Annotated in this window: 20 protein-coding genes; 11 read left to right on the plus strand and 9 right to left on the minus strand. The window is 45.1% G+C overall.

The annotated features are described in order from the left end of the window. Positions 1-19: 19 nt before the first annotated feature. Genes serS through P5V12_RS11150 form a run of 5 tightly spaced genes read right to left on the minus strand, consistent with a single transcriptional unit; the run spans position 20 to position 6,018 of the window. Entirely contained in the window at positions 20-1,297 is a 1,278-nt protein-coding gene (gene serS, locus P5V12_RS11130; protein ID WP_316953162.1) for a serine--tRNA ligase, read from the minus strand. 27 nt (positions 1,298-1,324) lie between these two features. Then, the gene (gene crcB, locus P5V12_RS11135; RefSeq protein ID WP_316953163.1) at positions 1,325-1,699 is read right to left on the minus strand and encodes a fluoride efflux transporter CrcB; all 375 of its coding nucleotides are present in this window, start codon (positions 1,697-1,699) and stop codon (positions 1,325-1,327) included. A 2-nt stretch (positions 1,700-1,701) separates the two neighbouring features. Then, entirely contained in the window at positions 1,702-3,045 is a 1,344-nt protein-coding gene (locus P5V12_RS11140; RefSeq protein ID WP_410483288.1) for a replication-associated recombination protein A, read from the minus strand. A 10-nt stretch (positions 3,046-3,055) separates the two neighbouring features. Beyond that, on the minus strand, positions 3,056-3,676 hold the full coding sequence (gene lolA, locus P5V12_RS11145; RefSeq protein WP_316953164.1) for an outer membrane lipoprotein chaperone LolA: 621 nt from the start codon (positions 3,674-3,676) through the stop codon (positions 3,056-3,058). A gap of 26 nt (positions 3,677-3,702) precedes the next feature. Next, positions 3,703-6,018, minus strand: a complete 2,316-nt coding sequence (locus tag P5V12_RS11150) for a DNA translocase FtsK (RefSeq protein WP_410483337.1) — start codon at positions 6,016-6,018, stop codon at positions 3,703-3,705. Positions 6,019-6,467: 449 nt separating this feature from the next. On the opposite strand from P5V12_RS11150, the gene trxB reads away from it, so the two are divergent. The 4 genes from trxB (at position 6,468) to infA (ending at position 9,235) form a co-directional block, all read left to right on the plus strand. After that, on the plus strand, positions 6,468-7,418 hold the full coding sequence (gene trxB, locus P5V12_RS11155) for a thioredoxin-disulfide reductase (protein ID WP_316953165.1): 951 nt from the start codon (positions 6,468-6,470) through the stop codon (positions 7,416-7,418). A gap of 18 nt (positions 7,419-7,436) precedes the next feature. Continuing rightward, positions 7,437-8,171 (plus strand): leucyl/phenylalanyl-tRNA--protein transferase, encoded by a 735-nt coding sequence (gene aat, locus P5V12_RS11160; RefSeq protein ID WP_316953166.1) that lies wholly within the window; start codon positions 7,437-7,439, stop codon positions 8,169-8,171. A 28-nt stretch (positions 8,172-8,199) separates the two neighbouring features. Next, on the plus strand, positions 8,200-8,907 hold the full coding sequence (locus tag P5V12_RS11165; RefSeq protein WP_316953167.1) for an arginyltransferase: 708 nt from the start codon (positions 8,200-8,202) through the stop codon (positions 8,905-8,907). Positions 8,908-9,016: 109 nt separating this feature from the next. Further along, entirely contained in the window at positions 9,017-9,235 is a 219-nt protein-coding gene (gene infA / locus P5V12_RS11170; RefSeq protein ID WP_086932346.1) for a translation initiation factor IF-1, read from the plus strand. 68 nt (positions 9,236-9,303) lie between these two features. Here the strand turns inward: infA and clpA are convergent, their stop codons facing one another. Together clpA and clpS are read right to left on the minus strand one after the other, a co-directional pair. After that, complete coding sequence (gene clpA / locus P5V12_RS11175; protein WP_316953168.1) at positions 9,304-11,586, minus strand: ATP-dependent Clp protease ATP-binding subunit ClpA; 2,283 nt, start codon at positions 11,584-11,586, stop codon at positions 9,304-9,306. A 27-nt stretch (positions 11,587-11,613) separates the two neighbouring features. Further along, positions 11,614-11,988, minus strand: a complete 375-nt coding sequence (gene clpS / locus P5V12_RS11180; RefSeq protein WP_316953169.1) for an ATP-dependent Clp protease adapter ClpS — start codon at positions 11,986-11,988, stop codon at positions 11,614-11,616. A gap of 216 nt (positions 11,989-12,204) precedes the next feature. Between clpS and cspD the strand changes: the two genes are divergently transcribed. Next, positions 12,205-12,468: a cold shock domain-containing protein CspD gene (gene cspD / locus P5V12_RS11185; RefSeq protein WP_316953170.1), complete on the plus strand. Its 264-nt coding sequence runs from the start codon at positions 12,205-12,207 to the stop codon at positions 12,466-12,468. Positions 12,469-12,645: 177 nt separating this feature from the next. Here the strand turns inward: cspD and P5V12_RS11190 are convergent, their stop codons facing one another. Continuing rightward, the gene (locus P5V12_RS11190) at positions 12,646-14,865 is read right to left on the minus strand and encodes an NADP-dependent isocitrate dehydrogenase (RefSeq protein ID WP_316953171.1); all 2,220 of its coding nucleotides are present in this window, start codon (positions 14,863-14,865) and stop codon (positions 12,646-12,648) included. Positions 14,866-15,010: 145 nt separating this feature from the next. Here P5V12_RS11190 and P5V12_RS11195 point away from each other — a divergent pair, with 145 nt between their 5' ends. The 3 genes from P5V12_RS11195 (at position 15,011) to P5V12_RS11205 (ending at position 17,104) form a co-directional block, all read left to right on the plus strand. Further along, complete coding sequence (locus P5V12_RS11195; RefSeq protein WP_316953172.1) at positions 15,011-15,622, plus strand: pseudouridine synthase; 612 nt, start codon at positions 15,011-15,013, stop codon at positions 15,620-15,622. An 8-nt stretch (positions 15,623-15,630) separates the two neighbouring features. Then, a complete protein-coding gene (locus P5V12_RS11200; protein ID WP_316953173.1) occupies positions 15,631-16,080 on the plus strand; it encodes an NUDIX hydrolase in 450 nt (149 codons plus the stop codon). A gap of 154 nt (positions 16,081-16,234) precedes the next feature. Beyond that, positions 16,235-17,104, plus strand: coding sequence for an alpha/beta hydrolase (locus P5V12_RS11205; protein WP_316953174.1), 870 nt, complete (start codon positions 16,235-16,237; stop codon positions 17,102-17,104). A gap of 51 nt (positions 17,105-17,155) precedes the next feature. Here the strand turns inward: P5V12_RS11205 and P5V12_RS11210 are convergent, their stop codons facing one another. Beyond that, positions 17,156-19,153: a PA14 domain-containing protein gene (locus P5V12_RS11210; RefSeq protein ID WP_316953175.1), complete on the minus strand. Its 1,998-nt coding sequence runs from the start codon at positions 19,151-19,153 to the stop codon at positions 17,156-17,158. A gap of 324 nt (positions 19,154-19,477) precedes the next feature. Between P5V12_RS11210 and P5V12_RS11215 the strand changes: the two genes are divergently transcribed. From P5V12_RS11215 to P5V12_RS11225, 3 genes are read left to right on the plus strand one after another with little or no spacing between them, the layout of a single operon-like run. Continuing rightward, positions 19,478-19,921, plus strand: coding sequence for a GtrA family protein (locus P5V12_RS11215; RefSeq protein ID WP_316953176.1), 444 nt, complete (start codon positions 19,478-19,480; stop codon positions 19,919-19,921). After that, positions 19,914-20,711 carry a glycosyltransferase family 2 protein gene (locus tag P5V12_RS11220; protein WP_316953177.1) on the plus strand — a complete coding sequence of 266 codons (798 nt, stop codon included), beginning with the start codon at positions 19,914-19,916 and terminating at the stop codon, positions 20,709-20,711. The genes P5V12_RS11215 and P5V12_RS11220 overlap by 8 nt, the downstream gene beginning before the upstream one ends. A 20-nt stretch (positions 20,712-20,731) precedes the next feature. Then, on the plus strand, positions 20,732-21,610 hold the full coding sequence (locus tag P5V12_RS11225) for a lysylphosphatidylglycerol synthase domain-containing protein (protein ID WP_316953178.1): 879 nt from the start codon (positions 20,732-20,734) through the stop codon (positions 21,608-21,610). Position 21,611: the final 1 nt, after the last annotated feature.

Raw genomic sequence — 21,611 nt, forward strand, 5'->3', positions numbered from 1 at the left:
TGCGCCAGAACGATCATATTTATGCGTTAATTGAAGTTTTTCCACCCATATATGGTTGAAGCACTTCAGGGATGGCAATACTACCATCTGCCTGCTGGTAATTCTCAAGAATCGCAACCAAAGTTCGTCCAATTGCTAAACCAGAACCATTTAATGTATGGAGAAGTTCAGGTTTACCCGTTTCTGTATTTCGGTAACGGGCTTTCATACGACGAGCCTGGAAGTCGCCGAAACTACTGCACGACGAAATCTCTCGATATTTATCCTGTGATGGCAACCAAACTTCCAAGTCGTAGGTTTTGGTTGACGAGAAACCAATATCACCACCACACAAAATCACTTTGCGGTAAGGCAGATTCAGTTTTTGTAAAATATTTTCCGCACATTGCGTCAGGTCTTCTAATGCCTGAGCGGAATCTTCAGGTTTAACAAACTGAACCAACTCAACTTTTTCAAACTGATGCTGACGAATCATGCCTCGGGTATCGCGACCATAACTCCCCGCCTCTGAACGGAAGCAAGGCGTATGACATGCAAACTTAATTGGCAATTGTTTCTCTTCAACAATCTCACCGCGATAGATGTTGGTGACCGGCACTTCCGCGGTAGGAATCAAATAAAATTCGCGGTCGTCTGTTAATTTAAACAAGTCCTCTTCGAACTTTGGCAACTGACCCGTCCCAAATAGAGAATCTTTATTCACGATATACGGCACATACACTTCTTCATAACCGTGCTCATTTGTGTGCGTATTCAACATGAACTGAATTAATGCGCGGTGCATCTGTGCAATCTGGCCTCGCATAACGGAAAAACGAGAACCCGTAATTTTGCCTGCAGTTTCAAAATCCAACCCACCGACAGCGGCACCGACGTCAACGTGGTCTTTCACTTCAAAGTGAAAGTGACGAGGTTCTCCCCATTTAAAGACCTCAACATTATCATCTTCAGACGCACCCTCCGGTACCTCGTCGGCCAATAAATTAGGAATACCGGTGATAATGTCATCCAGCTCTGATTGCACGCCGTTTAACTGTTTCTCTGCTTCGGCCAATTCGGATTTTAACTTATCCACTTCCGCTAACAGCGGCGCTATATCCTCACCTGCTGCTTTCGCTTTACCAATATTTTTTGATCGCGAATTTCGTTCTTGCTGCAATGATTCGCACTGCATTTGAACCTCCCGACGCTTTTCCTCTAACGCCTGAATGGTTTCTACATCCAATTGATAGCCGCGTTTTTTTAAGCCCTCTGCGACTTCTTGAAGCTGACCACGAATAAGTTTGGGATCTAACATGACTGCCCTTTTTTATTAAATTTAAAATCAAATTATGTTTTCGGTAACAGAAATACCGATGTAAACGCACAGTACGCCGAGTAACACACTGCCAATTAAATAACTCGCCGCAACCAAAAACTGTCCGGATTGAATAAGGTGCAACCCTTCAATTGAGAAAGTCGAAAATGTTGTAAAAGCACCTAAGAAGCCAATCATCAACACATGCCGCCACGCGGGAGCCAAAGCGGTTTTCTCAACGATAAGAACATAAAAAACGCCCATTAACAGGGAGCCAAGTAAATTTGCCGTCAAGGTTGCAACAGGAAACTTTGGGTGTACAGGGGAAAAGGCCACTGAAACGCCATAACGCATAACCGCACCTACCGCCCCACCTAATGCTACAGATAGCCATAACCACATAATTACTTACTCAACCGAGCCTTTTCATTCATTGCTCGCAGCGAACGTAATTTCTCCGCGATTTTTATTTCCAAACCTCTTTCCACTGGCTGATAGTACTGCCTGGGTTCCATGTCATCCGGGAAATAGTTTTCCCCGGCTGCAAACGCATCCGCCTCGTCATGCGCATAGCGATACTCAGCACCATAATCCAGTTGTTTCATCAACTGAGTGGGTGCATTGCGAAGATGCATCGGGACATCGTAACTAGGCAGGCTTTTAATATCAGCACGTGCTGCTTTGAACGCATTATACACGGCATTACTTTTTGGTGCTGCTGCAAGGTATACCACAGCTTGGGCAAGACTCAGCTCCCCTTCCGGGCTTCCCAAACGTTCCTGGGCGTCCCAGGCATTTAAAGCCAACTGTATACCACGAGGGTCAGCGTTACCGATATCCTCGCTGGCCATTCGCACTAACCTGCGGGCCACATAAAGAGGATCACAGCCACCATCCAGCATGCGAAGCAGCCAGTACAGTGCCGCATCCGGGTCAGACCCTCTAACGGATTTATGCAGTGCGGAAATTTGTTCGTAAAAGAGGTCGCCGCCCTTATCAAAGCTGCGCACATCCCCCATTAAAATCTGTGTGAGCGTATCAGCACCGATGGTATCGCCGGTTTCTACCAGATCACTCGCCAACTCCAACAAATTAAGCAACCGTCGAGCGTCGCCATCAGCCGAATTGACCAAGAGCTTGAGCTCGTCATCCTCGATACTGAGCTGTTTCTCTTTTAGGCCCCGTTCTTCGTTCAATGCCTTGAATGCCAAACTGCGTAAGTGTTCGGCTTCAAGTTTCTTTAATATATAAACACGGCACCGGGACAGTAACGCATTGTTAACTTCAAACGATGGATTTTCTGTCGTGGCCCCGATAAACACAATGGTGCCATCTTCAACGAAAGGCAAAAACGCATCTTGCTGTGCTTTATTAAAACGATGCACTTCGTCAACAAAGAGTATGGTTCGCCGACCATAGGCTTCACGATACTGCTTAGCTTGATCCACAGCCGCGCGGATATCTTTTACTCCGGCTAACACCGCTGAGATAGTGAGAAAGTGGGCATTGATTTCTTCCGCAAACAGCTTTGCCAAAGAAGTTTTCCCCACCCCCGGCGGTCCCCACAAAATCATGGAGTGGATCTGGTCTTTTTCTACCGCATTTCTCAGGGGCTTATCCAAACCAAATAAATGCTCCTGCCCAACATAATCAGCCAAGCATTTAGGACGCATTCTCGCGGCCAGGGGCTCCCCTACATTTTTACGTTCTTTGGGAGAGGCAGTATTGGAATCAAATAAGTCGGACACGAGGCATCATTTACTGGGTAATAACATCCGAACCTTCGGGTGCGACAAATTCAAACAGGGTCGAATCCATTTTCTTGTTGGTTTTGATCTTGGAAAATGCAATCTCGGTTTTTTGACCAAGCTGATCAATCAAGGTTAACCCCACCAGCGATTTACCTTTAAAGGCAATAAGAAGAGAAGAAAAGTCGGCGCCGGAGGTTGCCACAGGTTGCAAGTTAAACACCGTTTTCTTACCCTGTTTTTGCTGTTCAACCCGATACTTTTGGCTGATTTCAGATAGGTCACCACTAAGAATGGCTGCGGGCGTATTTGCCAACTGCTGTTGATGAATCGTCACCTGCTCCAAATCGGGGTCGTACACCCAAACGGTTTCCTCGTTACCAACAACGAGCTGTTCGTAGGGTGGCTCGGTTTGCCAATAAAACTTCCCCGGCCGCTGCGCATTGAATTCACCTTCCGTTACTTGCACTTCATTGCCATTGGCATCCAGGATAGTTTGTTGAAAATGGCTTGAATAGGTTTGAATACGTTCCAGCTTTTCCACCAGACTGGCACTAGCGCCCTGGTCTGCTGCGAAAGCAACACCGGAACACAACCAAAGAACAGCGCCTAACAAACAATTACGATTCATTAAAATACCTTATCCTGTTATCAATATTATCCGCGAGGTGGCGGCGGGGCTAACACTTCACGGTTACCGTTGTGGCCCATTTCCGAGACTACACCCGAGGTTTCCATCTGCTCTACCAGACGGGCAGCGCGGTTATACCCAATTCTGAGTTTTCGTTGCACCGACGAGATACTGGCTTTTCGTGTTTCGGTCACAAATGCGACGGCCTGATCATATAACGGGTCCGATTCCGGGTCATCGCTACCGCCTTCCTCGCCATCACTAAAGCCCGGCACAGGGATGCTGGCCACGCTTTCACTAAAGATTTCTTCTAAGTAATTTGCATCACCCCGCTTCTTCCAATCCGCAACCACTTTATGCACTTCATGATCATCAATAAACGCGCCATGAACTCGTTCTGTTACCGCCCGGCCGGGAGGCAGATACAACATATCACCATGACCAAGAAGTTGTTCAGCTCCGCCCTGATCAAGGATGGTCCTGGAATCCACTTTGGACGAAACCTGGAAGGCCATGCGTGTAGGAACGTTGGCTTTGATCAAACCGGTAATCACATCCACCGACGGCCTCTGAGTTGCAAGAATCATGTGAATACCTGCCGCTCTGGCCTTTTGAGCAATTCGAGCAATCAGTTGTTCAACTTTTTTACCGACAATCATCATCATGTCGGCGAACTCGTCAATTACCACTACGATAAAGGGCATGGTTTCCAAGTCTGGCGCTGTTGCATTTTCCATTTCGATCACACCATCTTGCTCTGGCGTCCACAAAGGGTCAGGAATTGGACTGCCCGCTTTCTTAGCATCTTTAACTTTCTTGTTATACCCGGCCACATTGCGCACACCAAGTGCTGCCATCAATTTATAACGGCGCTCCATCTCACCCACACACCAGCGCAGGCCAGTAGCTGCGTCTTTCATATCGGTGATAACGGGGGTGAGCAAATGGGGAATCCCATCGTAGACCGAAAGCTCCAGCATTTTCGGGTCGACCAGAATTAATCTCACTTCTTCAGGAGAAGATTTATACAGCATACTTACCAGCATGGAGTTCACACCAACCGACTTACCCGAACCGGTTGTACCAGCGACCAACAGGTGGGGCATTTTCGCCAGGTCGGCAATCACTGGCTGACCAGAAATATCGTGTCCCAAGCCCAGGGTCAAAGGAGATTTACTCTTCTCATACGCCTCGGATGACAGCACCTCACTCAAACGCACCATTTCACGATGCTCGTTTGGTATCTCGATCCCAACCACAGATTTGCCTTGAATCACCTCCACCACACGCACACTGTTTACCGCCAGTGACCGTGCTAAATCTTTTGCCAGATTGGTAATTCGACTGACCTTCACACCCGCTGCAGGCTGAATCTCAAAGCGGGTAACCACCGGCCCAGGTAGTACAGCAACCACCTCGGCGGATACACCAAAGTCCTGCAACTTCAACTCAAGTAATCGGGACATGGCTTCCAAAGACTCTTCCGAATAGCCTTTAGAACTGTTCTTATCTGCCGGATCAAGCAGATGAATAGGTGGTAGATCTCCTTCCACGGGAGAATCATCAATATCATCAAATAACGACTGCTGAACTTTTTGTTTCTGTTGACGCTGTTGTTCTTTAATTACCCTGGCACTGGTTTTTGCCGGCTGTTTGGGCGGCTCAATTTTTGGGGGAATGCGTTCCTCAGCTTTTTTCACCTGAGCTTTCATGGATTCTCGCCGCTCCTTCACCGCTTTGCGGGCTTGTCGTCGTTCCAGCCATCTTCCATGCCAGAGAATGAACTTACGCTGAAACCACGCCAGAAGCGCCAATACAGCACCGCCAATAAAATCCATGACCGCAAACCAGGAAATATCAACAAAGATCGTTAGCCCAAAAAGGAGCATTGCCAGCAACAACATGCTGCCGCCCATGTAGCCAAAGGATGCATCAATGGACGTTGCGGTACTCAACCCAAGGTAGCCTCCGGCAGAAAACGGCAGGCTGACACTTTCGATACCATATTGCATGACAGTCAGGCCCGTGCCTGCCACCATCACCAGAATAAAGCCAACAGATCGCAAGGCAAAAATAAGCGGATCGAACACCCAGTTTCGGGAATCCCGCAGCTGCAACCAAACCTGATAGCCGATCATAATCGGCAGTAAATAAGCAAGATGCCCAAATAACGAGAAGAACACGTCTGCCAACCAGGCACCTGTTGGACCACCCGCATTTCGAAGCGGGCCGCCATCACCAGTACTCGACCAACCAGGGTCTTTGGTGCTGTAGGTAACCAATGCCAATGCAAAATAGGCGCAGAGCAGTATCAAACCGATAAACACTCCCTCCCGGAATATTTTTCCTTTGAAGGTTACTTCGCCTTGTTCAGCAGCGTCTTTCTTGAAATTTGCTTTTTTGGTTTCGCTCAATGGGGTCACTCAAAATGGATCTATTTATGAATTTTATGCACTAGCCGCCCATTGTACATTCTTTACAGGCAAAGCCCTAGCGACAAGGAAAGTCAACCGCCGCTAACACCTTAATTTTCAGTGAGTTACCAGCAAAATGTAAACTTATAACAGAGGATAAATTATGATCAAATCGGGCAAAAAATTTATGTATTCACCAAGAATTTATATCCCCCGCACTTTCCCCTCAAAAAAGCCAAAGAAAAACTATGAGCCGAATTAAGACACTCAATGGCGAAGGATTGCATTATCACTTATCATGCGGCTCAAACAATTCAAACCGCGTTGATACTTTCTTCCTTTGCGGAAAATGAAGACGCCGGACGACGAGGATCATTATGAGCGAAGCCAAACACCACAAATTGATTATTCTTGGTTCTGGACCTGCTGGATACACAGCAGCGATATACGCCGCAAGAGCAAACTTAAACCCCGTGGTCATTACAGGCATGCAACAAGGTGGACAACTTACCACCACCACAGAAGTTGAAAACTGGCCAGGTGGTGTGGCAGAGCTGCAAGGCCCTGACCTTATGGTACAAATGCAACAGCATGCCGAACGGTTTGATACACAAATTATTTTCGACCACATTCATGAGACCGACTTATCCAGCAAACCCATCAAGTTGGTCGGTAATGAAACCTATACGTGCGATGCGTTGATTATTGCAACGGGTGCATCTGCTCAATATCTAGGCTTACCATCAGAACAGAAGTTTATGGGCCAAGGTGTCAGCGCCTGTGCAACCTGTGATGGTTTTTTCTACCGCGATAAAAAAGTCGCTGTTGTCGGCGGCGGCAATACAGCCGTTGAAGAAGCACTATACCTTTCCAACATCGCCAGTGAAGTCGTTCTTATTCACCGTCGCGATTCCTTAAGATCAGAGAAAATTCTGCAAGATCGCTTATTGGAAAAAGAAAAGAATGGTAACGTCACCATCATGTGGAACAACACCCTCGATGAAGTACTGGGTGATGACACAGGCGTGACTGGCGTCCGTATAAAATCCACAACGGATGGTAACACTCAGGATCTGGAATTAGCGGGCGTCTTTATCGCCATCGGCCATAAGCCTAATACAGATATTTTTGAAGGCCAGCTGGACATGAATAGCGGCTACATCAAAATCAAGAGCGGCCTGGAAGGCAACGCCACTGCAACCAGTGTGGAAGGCGTATTTGCCGCTGGTGACGTAGCCGATCATATCTACCGCCAAGCAGTGACTTCCGCTGGCGCGGGATGTATGGCAGCTCTGGACGCTGAGCGTTACCTGGATGCAAAAGAGTAGTTAAAGACCCAGGAACCTATGAGCCAGATTAGCTGGTTAGATCCGGAAACCTTATCGTTTCCCCCCACAAAAAAAGCACTCACCTCCCCCAACGGCCTACTTGCCGCTGGGGGAGATCTCCGCCCCGCCAGGCTCATTTCAGCATATGCACGGGGCATCTTTCCCTGGTATTCAGACAATCAACCTATCCTCTGGTGGAGCCCAAACCCCAGAATGGTATTGATTCCATCAGAAATCTACATCAACCGCAGTCTGAAAAAACGCATTCGAAAAAAGACCTACAAGGTCACTGTCGACACGCAATTTGAGCAAGTCATCCGTCTATGCGCCAAAACACCCAGGAAAGAGGAGGATGGCACCTGGATCACGAGAGAGATGCAAGATGCATACTGTGAGCTGCATTCAATGGGGGTGGCCCATTCAGCCGAAGCCTGGAACGAGGATGGCAAGCTAGTCGGCGGCCTGTATGGTGTTTCACTGGGAAAAGTCTTCTTCGGCGAATCCATGTTCAGCCTGGAAGCCGACGCATCCAAAGTGGCCTTTGCCACTCTGGTTCGGCAACTTGAAAAGTGGAAATACTCGATGATTGACTGCCAGGTCGAAACAGATCATCTCGCTTCATTCGGCGCAAAGGAAATAGACCGGAGTCAATTTGAGAGCACTATCCACCAATCAATCCAACCCGATGACTTCAGCAATTTTTTGCATTGGAAAGAGAACTGGACAATGCCTGAGCACGGACCGGTTTTGTAGTCTGAAGCGTTAAGGTTACACTAAGAGTATGACTGATTTAGCCGATCTAAAACTCTTCGTAACCAGCGAACATGACTGTAGCTACCTCCCGTCTGAGCAAGCGGCAAGCATATTCGTTGACCCTTATACAGATCTGGAAAACCAAACCTTTAGCCAACTCTCAGAAATTGGCTTCCGCAGAAGCGGTAAACATGTCTATCGCCCTCACTGTTCAAACTGCAATGCCTGCATAGCTATTCGAGTCCCCATCACAAGCTTTAAGCCCAATAAAAGCCAACGCCGATGCATGCAAAAGAACAGCGACCTCAGCCACGAAGTCATCCCGTCAATTGACACCGACGAGCATTATGAGCTTTACCGACGCTACATCGAACTGAGACATAAAGACGGTGATATGTATCCACCATCAAGAGAGCAATATCACGACTTCCTCAGTATCCAGTTCAATGCAACCCGCTACCTGGAGTTCAGGGAAAAAGGCAAACTGCTAGCTGTTGCGGTTTCGGACCTGCTTGATAGTGGCCTATCGGCGGTTTACACCTTCTTTGATGGCAGCCAGACCAAGCGCAGTTTGGGGGTTTACGGCGTATTGTTTCAGATTCAGCACGCGAAAGAGCTCGGATTACCCTATTTATACCTCGGTTATTGGATCAAAGAGTGTCAAAAAATGAGCTACAAAGTAAATTACCGACCTTTTCAGCTCTATATCAACAACCAGTGGGTCACATTTAACTAAACTCCCCCCGATTTTACGAAAAGTCGCAAGCGCCCCTTGGCATTGGATTACAATTCAGGCAAAATTGCCGGCTTTCCGAATTCAGCAAACACTTGAGGTTTCTGCCCGAATGGCAAAAGAAGACAATTTTGAAATGGAAGGCGAAGTGATCGACACTCTTCCGAATACGACATTCCGAGTCAAGCTTGAAAACGGCCATGTCGTCACCGCTCATATCTCTGGCAAAATGCGCAAAAACTACATCCGCATTCTTACCGGTGACAAGGTTAAAGTCGAAATGACTCCCTACGACCTAAGCAAAGGCCGTATTACATACCGAGCCAGATAACAAACCGGCATTACAAAAAAGGCAGCTCAAAGCTGCCTTTTTTAATACATGCAAATAGATAGGCTAAGCTAAACAAGCTCCGGCGTTTTTTCAGCCTCGATGATAATTTGATCGTTTTGGACATCAATATTGACCACTCCACCACGATCACCAATCTCACCAAATAGCACCATCTCCGCCAGAGGTTTTTTCACCTTCTCCTGAATAATACGAGCCATCGGACGCGCGCCCATACGCTCATCATATCCATTTTTGGCTAACCAGTTACGTGCAGCTTCAGAGATATGCAAGCTGACTTTTTTAGCATCCAACTGGGTTTGCAATTCAGTAAGGAACTTGTCCACCACCGTTTTGATGACTTCAAATGGCAAACTACCGAATTGCACTATGCCATCCAGGCGATTCCTGAACTCTGGAGTAAAGGTTCTCTTCAACACTTCCATTCCATCCGACGAGTGATCCTGCTTGGTAAAACCAATGGATGCCCGACTCATGGATTCCGCGCCGGCATTAGTGGTCATAATCACAATCACATTGCGGAAGTCAGCGCTTCGCCCGTTGTTATCGGTCAAAGTCCCGTGATCCATCACTTGTAACAACAGATTAAAGACATCTGGGTGTGCTTTCTCCAGCTCGTCCAGTAACACCACCGAATGAGGGTGTTTAGTGACCGCTTCTGTAAGTAAACCGCCCTGGTCATAGCCCACATACCCGGGAGGTGCACCTATTAAACGTGAAACTGTGTGTCGCTCCATATACTCAGACATATCAAAGCGAATCAATTCAACGCCCATAGCCTTGGCTAACTGCTTACAAAGCTCCGTTTTACCGACGCCAGTCGGACCGGCAAATAAGAAAGAGCCTATAGGCTTGTCTTCCGTAGTCAACCCAGCTCGATTCAACTTGATGACTGAGGAAATATTCTCAATCGCCTCATTTTGACCAAATACAGTCATTTTCAAGGTATCTTCAAGCTTGGACAGTAACGACTTGTCAGAAGAAGACACAGTTTGTGACGGTACACGAGCGATCTTGGCGACGATCTCCTGAATCTCTTTCACACCAATCAGCTTGCGACGCTTTGACTCCGGCAGTAACTGCTGCGCAGCCCCCGCTTCATCAATCACATCAATGGCTTTATCCGGCATAAAGCGGTCAGAAATGTATTTACTGGCCAACTCTGAGGCGGCCCGTAGTGCTTTATCTGAATATTTCAGATTGTGATGATCCTCAAAACGAGTTTTTAACCCCTTCAATATTTTGTAAGTATCATCAATCGAAGGCTCATTCACATCGATCTTTTGGAAACGACGAGAAAGTGCCCGGTCTTTATCAAAAATACCCCGGTATTCCTGGAAAGTAGTGGAACCAATGCAACGAAGCTCACCACCGGTTAGCAACGGCTTGAGCAAATTAGATGCATCCATCACGCCACCAGATGCAGCACCTGCACCAATAATGGTGTGAATTTCATCAATAAAGAGAATAGCTTTATCGCGTTTCTTCAGCTCCGCCAACAAGGCTTTGAAGCGTTTTTCAAAATCCCCACGATACTTGGTACCTGCCAACAAGGAGCCCAAATCCAGACTGTAGACCACACTCTTCTCAAGAATTTCAGGAACATCGTGATCGACAATTTTTTTGGCTAAACCTTCAGCGATAGCCGTTTTACCTACTCCGCTTTCACCCACCAACAATGGGTTGTTTTTTCGTCGTCGGGCAAGAATCTGTACAACTCTTTCAACTTCATAATCCCGTCCAACAAGCGGATCTACGCCCCCCAAGACAGCCTTTTCATTTAGATTGGTTGCGTAGGAATCCAGTGGGTTTTGTTGCGATGAGGGTTCACTCGCAATACCGACATCCTCATCACTGTGTTCAGAACTATGCTCGTTATGGCTCGAAGAAGAACCAGACACTTTTGAAATTCCGTGGCTAATAAAATTCACCACATCGATTCGAGCAATGCTTTGTTGTTTAAGGTAATAAACTGCCTGACTTTCTTGCTCACTGAATATCGCAACAAGCACATTCGCACCGGTAACCTCACTTTTACCGGAAGACTGAACATGAAAGACAGCTCTTTGTAACACCCGCTGAAAACCCAGGGTTGGTTGAGTTTCGCGCTCTTCATCATCCTCAGGGATAAGAGGCGTAGTGGAATCGACAAACTCTGACAGTTCGTGCCTCAAGACGGTTAAATCCGCTCCGCATGCCCTGAGTACACTGGCCGCTGACTCATTATCAACAAGTGCGAGCAACAAGTGTTCAACAGTCATAAACTCGTGGCGCTTACCACGGGCGACCTTGAACGCATCGTTTAATGTTGCTTCCAGTTCTTTACTAAGCATCTACATCACCTGATTGCAAATTAACTTTTACTCAGAATTTTCTTCTGATACTTCAATTACGCTCAATAGAGGATGTTGGTTTTCTCGAGCATACTGGTTAACTTGAGCACATTTTGTTTCGGCAATATCACGTGAATAAACCCCACACACCGCTCTCCCTTCATGGTGTACTGCCAACATTACCCGAGTCGCTTTTTCTCGATTCATACTGAAAAAACGTTCCAGTATCTCAACAACAAACTCCATCGGGGTGTAGTCATCGTTCAGAAGTAGCACTTTATAGAGTGGTGGACGTTTTAATTTTGGCTTTTCTTCCTGTACTGCAACGCCACCATCATCAATGTCACTGTCTGCATCACCCTCTTTTGATAATGTTAGTTGAAGAAATTCAATATTACCCATGCGATAGGCCCAAACTGACAAAACGTTATAGATATCGATTTTACCCGAACAAAAGGCAACAAACACAATTTCACAGAAAAAAGCCTAAGCCTCTGAAAAACTTGACAAATTGATTACACTTGGTTACAAATCGACCGTTCAGGGAAATGCAGTATATAAGAATAATTAATTGAAAGGGATGCGAAAAACGGTAGCTTTTTTATAGGGGGCCGTATTATGCCTACCGGAACCGTTAAATGGTTTAACAACGCAAAAGGGTTTGGATTTATTCTGCCTGACGATGGTGGTGAGGATTTATTCGCTCACTACTCTTCTATCGAGATGGAAGGTTATCGAACGCTCAAGGCGGGTCAACCAGTAGAATTTGAGATCGAAAAGAGTGACAAAGGCCTGCACGCCAAAAGCATTCAAATCATCAAGGTCGCGAGTTCAACTTCAGATGAAACTAAGCCAGAGGACGAGTTAGCGGAAGAGACTTAACTTAATAGTCCGCTAAACTAAATTCTAACGCCACCCCATTTCGCTAGACGCCAAATGGCTTTGCCTGCTCGTGCCAGTTTTTCAAGAAAACCCTTTAAACCGACTCTAGTAGTGCATAAAAAAACCCCTGTAGTTATTTGAAACTACAGGGGTTTTTCTTTTTAGCGCACCAAACTGTTAAAGTGCAGATAAAGCGCTATTAAATATCTGACTTGGGCGCATAGCAGCAAAAGCCAACTCATTATTCGGCTGATAATAACCACCGATGTCCTGAGCAGAACCTTGCGCACCATTCAATTCTTCAACAATCTTGGCTTCGTTTGACACAAGAGCATCAGCGAGCGAAGCAAACTGAGCTTTTAGCGCCTCGTCATCGTTCTGCGCAGCAAGCTCTTGCGCCCAAAACATAGCCAGATAGAAATGACTTCCACGGTTATCCAATTCACCCACCTTGCGTGATGGCGACTTGTTTTCATCCAGGAAACGACCCGTAGCGCGATCAAGAGTATCCGCTAAGATATGTGCCTTAGCATTTGATGCAACACCACTCAAATGCTCGTACGAAGCCGCTAGAGCCAAGAACTCACCCAGGGAATCCCATCGTAGATGGTTCTCCTTCTGGAACTGCTGGACGTGCTTAGGTGCAGAACCACCCGCGCCAGTTTCAAACAACCCACCACCGTTCATCAAAGGAACAATAGAGAGCATTTTTGCACTGGTACCAAGCTCAAGAATCGGGAACAAGTCAGTCAAGTAATCGCGTAAAACATTACCGGTTACAGAAATCGCATCTTTACCGGCCTTTATCCGCTCAAGCGAATAGCGAGTCGCATCAACAGGTGATTTGATAAGGATCTCCAAACCGGCGGTATCATGCTCAGGCAGATATTTCTCAACTTTTTCAATCAATTGCGCATCATGTGCTCGTTCTTTATCCAACCAGAAAACGGCTGGAGTATCGGTTGCACGCGCACGGTTAACCGCGAGTTTAACCCAGTCCTGAATAGGAGCGTCTTTCACCTGACACATGCGGAAAATATCGCCTTGTTCCACTTTCTGCTCAAGCACTACAGCACCGGATTCATCCGTTACTTTTACCGTACCTGCAGCAGTGATTTCGAAGGTTTTATCATGAGAGCCGTATTCTTCAGCCTTTTGAGCCATCAAACCGACGTTTGGTACCGAACCCATTGTTGTTGGATCGAAAGCACCATGTTCTTTACAGAAATTGATTGTCTCTTCGTAAACACCCGCGTAGCAGCGATCAGGTATCACCGCTTTTGTATCTTGTTGTTTACCTTCCGCATTCCACATTTGACCGGAAGAACGGATCATAGCCGGCATGGATGCATCGATAATCACGTCAGAAGGTACATGCAAATTAGTAATACCACGGTCTGAATCCACCATGGCCAACGCAGGACGGTCAGCGTATACAGCCTGAATATCGGCTTCTACCTCAGCACGTTTAGCATCGTCCAACTGCTGAATTTTCGCATAAACATCACCAAGGCCATTATTGACATCAACACCCAACTGCTCAAAAAGCTCACCATACTTAGCAAAAACATCTTTATAGTAAACAGAAACCGCATGACCAAAAATAATCGGATCCGACACTTTCATCATGGTCGCTTTCATATGCAAAGAGAAAAGCACACCCTGCTCTTTTGCATCCTGAATTTCTTTTTCGATGAACGTTCGCAATGCCGCAACATTCATAACCGATGCGTCTACGATTTCACCATCCAAGACAGGAACAGACTCTTTTAATACTTGAGTGCCGTTTTCAGATTCAAGACTGATTTTCAAACTACCGGCTTTTTCAATAGTGGCTGACACTTCACTGCCAAAAAAGTCAGCATCGTCCATACTGGCAACGTGAGATTTGGAATCTTTCGACCACGCACCCATTGAGTGAGGGTTCTTTTTCGCATAGTTTTTAACCGCTGCTGGCGCACGACGGTCAGAATTACCTTCACGTAACACAGGGTTAACAGCCGACCCCAAGACTTTGGCATAGCGCGCCTTAATATCTTTCTCTTCGTCAGTTGAAGGCTCTTCTGGGTAGTTAGGTAGGTTGTAGCCGTGGTCTTGAAGCTCTTTAATTGCTGCTTTCAATTGTGGAATAGACGCACTGATATTAGGTAGCTTGATAATGTTCGCTTCCGGCGTTTTCGCCAGCTCACCAAGCTCTGCCAAGGCATCACCCTGCTTCTGTTCTTCAGTCAGGTTCTCAGGGAAATTGGCAATGATTCGTCCCGCAAGAGAAATATCACGGGTTTCTACTTCTATGCCAGCCGCTTTACTATATGCTTGCACGATTGGCAAAAATGAGTATGTTGCTAAGGCTGGAGCCTCATCTGTTATGGTATAAATTATCTTAGATGTGGTCATGTCTATTCCTAGATATGTACAGGTTTGTGGGTTCTCAACACTCCGGAAACATCCTTTTGGGACATTACCTGAACCCCCGAAATAAGCGCGCGACATTATACAGTTATCACCTAGCAGGTAAAACACCTCTCCAAACGAGAACCCAATGACAGAAATCCTCCTATTTCACAAGCCTTATGACGTACTCTGTCAGTTCACTGATTCTGACGGACGCAAAACGCTTGCGGACTTTATCAAGGAACCCCGTTATCGAGGGTTCTACCCGGCAGGAAGATTGGATCGGGACTCCGAAGGACTGCTTATCCTGACCAATGATGGGCAAGTACAACACCGAATCGCCCATCCATCGATGAAATTAAATAAAACATACTGGGTGCAAGTGGAAGGCGTTCCCGATACACAAGCAATCAACCAGCTTCAATCCGGTGTATCACTGAAAGACGGAGTGACCAAACCCGCCAAAGCCCGACTTTTGCCATCCCCACCCCAAATCGACGAAAGAGATCCACCCATCAGAAGCAGGAAAACAATCCCTACCTCATGGTTGGAACTCACGATTTCCGAAGGGAAAAATCGGCAGGTGCGAAGAATGACCGCAGCCGCGGGGTTTCCGACATTAAGACTTATCCGTGTCCAGATTGGGCACTGGAAACTGGGGCAAATCTCTGCGGGAGATTTTAAAACGGACACCGTCCATTTACCCGCATCAAAACAAAAGTCCCCCAAAACCAATTTCAGAAAAAAACACAAATCATAAGGATTCCTATGACTTGGTATGCTCACGTTACCGTTGCCACAATTGTGTATAAAGAAAACAAGTTTCTTTTGGTGTACGAAGATGCTGATGGCGAAAAAGTGTATAACCAACCCGCCGGCCATCTTGAACCAGAAGAGACCTTAATCGACGCAGCTATTCGAGAAACCCTGGAAGAAACCCGCTGGCAAGTTGAACCCAGAGCGTATCTCGGTATTAGCCATTACACCTCTCCTGCAAATGGTGTCACCTACATGCGTAATAGTTTTATTGCCAACCCAATAAAGGAAATAACCGACTACCCTCTCGATAAAGACATCATTAAACCTGTTTGGTTAACCTATGACGAAATTCTAGAAAGAAAGGATCAATTACGCAGCCCAATCGTGCTGAATGATATTCAACGCTTTCTGGACGGCGAAAGCTATCCACTCGATATTATTTATACCCACGGAGAATAAACTCTCCATTCGCCAGGGATTGGCCGTGTACCGCTATCAAAAACGATGCATCACAAACAAACGTTTGCATTTACTTTCTCCACAATTGAAATAGACAACCATCTTCAAAGCCACTACTCTGCGATGCATTTACCCCCCTCCCAAGGAGAAATTCATGCGCGATATTCACTTTGTCGTTGATGGCAGCAAAGTATCTGGCCACCTTTATATACCCAAAGATAGCGCTAAAAACAAAGCATACCCATGTGTTATTTTGTGCCACGGATTTTGTGGTGTTAAAGAATTATTACTGCCCGCTTTTGCCGATTATTTTGCCAATAATGGTTATGCCGCCCTAACTTTCGATTATCGAGGTTTCGGACAAAGTGAAGGAGAAAAAGGCAGATTAGTGCCTGAGTTACAAATTGAAGATATTCAACAAGCGATTGCATACGTTTCCAGTCTTGACGAAATCGACGAAAACAAAATTGCCTTATGGGGCACATCTTTTGGCGGTGCCAACGCCATTGTCGCCGCATCTAACAATTCGGCAGTTAAATGCCTGACTGTGCAGCTCACCTTCGCCGACGGAGAGCGTGTTATTACGGGAAATATGACAGAGGAAGAAAAACAAAAATTTCTTGCCACCATAAAAAAAATGCAAGACAAAAAAGCGGCGACAGGAAAAGAAATGATGGTTCCTATAGCCAAAGTCCTCTCGGACGAACAATCCAAGGCGTTTTACACGCAATACGCCGACGACTACCCTGCACTAAAAGAAAAAATCCCTTTCCTCACTATTGCAGAAACAATTAATCATAAACCCGAAAAATATACGCAAGACATACGAGTACCTGTACATATTACATGTGCGGGCAAAGACGCCGTAAATCCACCCGAAGAATCTCAAATACTCTATGACCGAATATCAAGCACGAAGGAGCTTCTAATGCTTGAAGATGCAACGCATTACGAAGTTTATGAAGGGATGTTATTTAATAAAGTCGCGGAAGCTCATTTGAACTGGTTTCAAAAACACTTATAGGGAAAATAAACCATGTCAGACTTAGAACGCCTGACATGGTTGTACATATGCCTAATTTTCTGAAGCTGGATAGTAAAACTTGGTATATTTATCATCATCACCGATAAAATACCCTTGTCCAAAGCGAGTGGAATATTCGTACTCACTTTCAGGTGGCTTAGTCGGATCAACTCGTCGATAGTAGCCAACCAAACCAGAAAGAACACCATTTTGGAATAGTTCCACCTCTAAAGTATGCTTACCTTTGATTAGCGGAATATACTCTCTGAGCTTGAACTCATCCATTTTCTTCAGACGGTTAGATTCCAGAATTGTTCTACCATCTATTTTCATGCGATAGCCGTCATCTGCATAAATAGTGAACATGTAAAATCCATCTTCAAGCACTTCAAAATCAGTTTTTGCATTCAAAAAGAAATTTTCCCGGAATTCTGGAAACTCTCCAATCGTACGGTGCTTTAACGTAAGCGAAGCAAGAAATTCAAGGTTGTTTACCTTAATTTCTTTACTATTGATGATATTTCTCTTCGCATCCAAATTGTGTATAGAACCGCGATTATTTTCCACAAACACCTTCACTTTAGGTTCCACCAAAAGATAACGAAATTCTTTATATGTGTAATACGCTGCTGTGGAAATTAGAACAACACCAATATAGGCATATATAAACCGCTTGTACTTCTCAAAATGCTGTACCGCACTCCTCAAATAAATAAAGAACAAAATATACAGCGCATAGGAAAAGTTAGTGAAATACTGATGGGTAACGGTATAGAAGAAGAGTGCTGCCGCACACAAACCGAAAATAGATGTAAAAAGAATGACATGGGCATTTTTTGCATCACGCTCTTTAAACGTAATATATAACAGCCCGCAGAATACCAGCATGTAAAAGGTAATATACCTGAACGGGTCAAAAAACCAGTTAAACCCTTTAACACTAGGCACAGCCGGGAACAAATTATTAAAGAACAATTGATTGTATTTTTTGACATGCTCAACCCAAAGACGCGGATTTGCCTTTAGAATTTTCCAGCCCTCTTCATAGAACCTTTTTGAATCATAGATAGGGATATTGGTCACTATCGTGCCATATTCAGGGTTGCCCGCTACAGACGAAGGAACAAAGCCATAAGTTAAGCCATCCCAACTGCTGACTATTTTATGAACCTGTGTTTGCCCCAGGAAGAAATTGTAGCCAGAGTGCGCCGTAATACCTCTTAACTTGCCATCCGACACACGATTGTTTTCTGCAACAATAGAAAAAATAACCGCAAAGAAGGCAATTGAAAAAACACCTGCCTTTAGGGCTCGGGGAAACAACTCCTTGATTAACTCTGCCAAAGTTTTTCCTGAAAATGAAAAACCAAAAAAGACAATATACAAAGCACACGGCAACCCCAACAGTCCATTAGACGGGCGCACACCAACACCGAAGGCAAGCACTAATCCGGCCATGTAAACCATATAGCTATTTTGCCAGCGCATAACCAGATAGAGGGCTGAAATAATGATCGGAATAGCAAAAGGCTCACCGAGTAAAAAGACATTGAAATATAGGTTTGGATACGCGAAAGCATAGGTTGCAGCTAACGCTAAAGCCCAGTGCCGACTATTCAAAACACGCAAGCCAATTAAATACAGCGATAAAGTAGCAAAACAGGAAAGCAACACGTTTAGCGACAACATCACTTGTAAACCGTAGTGGCGGATATGGAAGAACTCCAGCCAGGTAAAAACAGAGGCAATGACTCTGGAGTAGAAAGGCGCATTCGAAACCCAAGTATTGGGTGTTTTTTCATCACCAGAAAAAATCTGAACTGCCCGCTCCCAATAACCGTGCATATCACTAGTCAAATAATGTTGATATTGAGACCACTCAAAGACAAGTAAGAAGTTCAAAACGGTTGATACAACGATCACCGCAACTATCGGAAAGTATTGATGCTGAATAACGAGCCTGAAATACTCTGTCAGAATCGTCTTCCATTTGGAGGTGCCAGCTTGAGTATTAGAAACGGGAGCTGCCGCAGAATCATAGGAGCTCATACTTATTCTCCGCATTTTATATTTGTTATTAGTCGGATAGTGCTAAGTTTTGCCGATAAGGCCTGAACCAGGCAACTAGAGAAAGGCAATATAACAAAAGTCAGCGATCAACCGCTAGCCGCGCACCCAGGATTTGTGAGCAAATTTACGGCTTAATCTCCACCATATGGCATAATGTGATCGTTGCGACTGTCTCATCAACGCAATAACATGCTAGGATAGCGAATTGGCAGCCTAAGTAGTCGCATATAAGGCAAAGTCAGCGATTCATAAGGCTGCACCTCGAGATAAAGATAATAATAACCTCGTATAGAGCTATAACTCATGGTTAGCAGTACTCATATTAAGACGTTTCTGGGCTTTGCGTTTCTCTCAGGAATGGGCTGGATATGTGATTTCGCCACATATGCCTTTTTGGTGGAACGGTTAGATCAATCCCCCGCTCTCGCCAACTTCATATCCTCATACGTTGGGGTCACATTCGTCTATGCCACATCGTTAAGGCTGGTATTTAATAAAGTCACCAATAACCACACCCTGTTCTTAAGCTTATATTGGGGTTACCAGTTTGTATCCATCTCCCTGTATTCAGGCGCATTAAGTTATGTCGTCAATTGGGTTGAAGGACTCAGTTATCTTTCCGCGTACGGCAGCAATAGCGGTATTTTAGGCAAGATCATAATTACGCCAATAAACCTTTTCACTAACTTTATTTTTATGAAAATTCTTACTGAATTTATGACGGATAAGGTGAGCCACAATGTCTAAAATTCTTGTATTTATTCCTTGCTATCGATGCGCGCCACAAGTTCAACGCGTGTTAAGCCAGTTCGACGAAGGTATACAAAAACTCATCGATACCGTTGTTGTCGTGGACAACCAATCTCCTGATGACACACTCCCTACAGCAATTGCATCTGGGCAAGAACAACTGAAGCAATGTCGTTTCATTGCCTGGAAAAACATCGACAATTATGGATTAGGTGGCTCCCACAAAGCGGCATTTCGTTATGCTATAGAGCATGACTACGACTATTTAATCGTATTGCACGGCGATGACCAGGCAGATATTCGCGATCTGAAACCCCATTTGGAATCAGGTGAGTACGCCAATTATGATTGTTTTATGGGTGCCCGGTTTATGCCCGGCAGTAAATTGAAAGGCTATTCCTGGTTTCGCACTTTTGGCAACCACGTATATAACCTGCTGTTTAGCATACCTGTATTAAAACGTGTATATGACCTTGGCTCGGGATTAAACATGTACAAACTTTCACCTTTTCGTGAGTTTTACTACAAGAACTTTCCTGATGACTTAACATTCAATTACATGATGCTTTTAGGAAGTTATAACCAAAAACAATCCGTCAAATTTTTTCCTATAACTTGGCGAGAAGAGGATCAGGTTTCAAACGTTAAACTTTTCAGTCAGGCGACAAGAGTTCTCTCTCTCCTGGCAGGCTATTTCTTTGGGCGCAGCCGCTTTCTTAAGACAGAAATGCGAAAGAAAGCATTCGATGAATATCGAGGCGAAATTCAATTTGATAGCAAAAACTAAACTAGCTAAAAACAAAACTAATGATCGCACAAAAAAAGAATGAATTACTGTTAGAAATATACCTGCTGCTTTTGGCAGGCGTAATACTGTTTTGGTTCGTCCGCTGGGGCGGTGACTTGCCCCAAGTATTTCAGAACATTGATTTGTTTTACATTCTTAGCGTAATTGGTGCTTACACCTTATCGCACGTCTTCCGTATGATGCGTTTAGCCATGCTTTCGCTGGACCAAAGAAATCAAATATTACCTTTGGTTTCCTGTCATGCAGTGACAGCCCTTCCAAGCTCTATGTTGCCATTTAAAATTGGGGAAATAATACGTCTTGGATCCTTTTTTTATGTACTAAAAACCCGAAAAGCCCTGGCAATATGGTTGGCAGAACGGTTTGTGGATATTTCAGTCATCTCCTTATTCATCCTCATTCTGTATTTTTTTAACATTGATGTACCAAAGCAATTACGAACCATTTTTATATTGTTCTTCGTTTTTTCTTTATTAGCACTCATGGCCTTCTTTGCCGTTTCCAAAGTATTTATATATTTAAACCGCTACCTTGTTTTAGCCAGCTCATCAAAGCACGGTTTACAACTACTTAAAATAAGCCATCACCTGAGACAACTAGAAGACGCGATATTTCGCTCTTTCGAAGGTCGTTTTGCCAGTGTTTTTTTACTATCCGTTTTTATTTGGCTGGCCGAAATCGCCGGCATGGCACTATTCCTTAAAAGCTTAAACACAGACTTTAAGGCAATATCACACTATTTCTTAGCAGGGTTGTCTGGCGTATTTTATGAAAGCACCGCAAAAGTCAGTTACGACATTTATCAGGATGTCGTACTCATACTCCTGGCGATTATTTTTGGTTTGATTGTATTTGTAGGAAAGCGATTAAGTAGATAAC

The sequence above is a fragment of the Teredinibacter sp. KSP-S5-2 genome, assembly GCF_032773895.1.
Lineage (GTDB): Bacteria > Pseudomonadota > Gammaproteobacteria > Pseudomonadales > Cellvibrionaceae.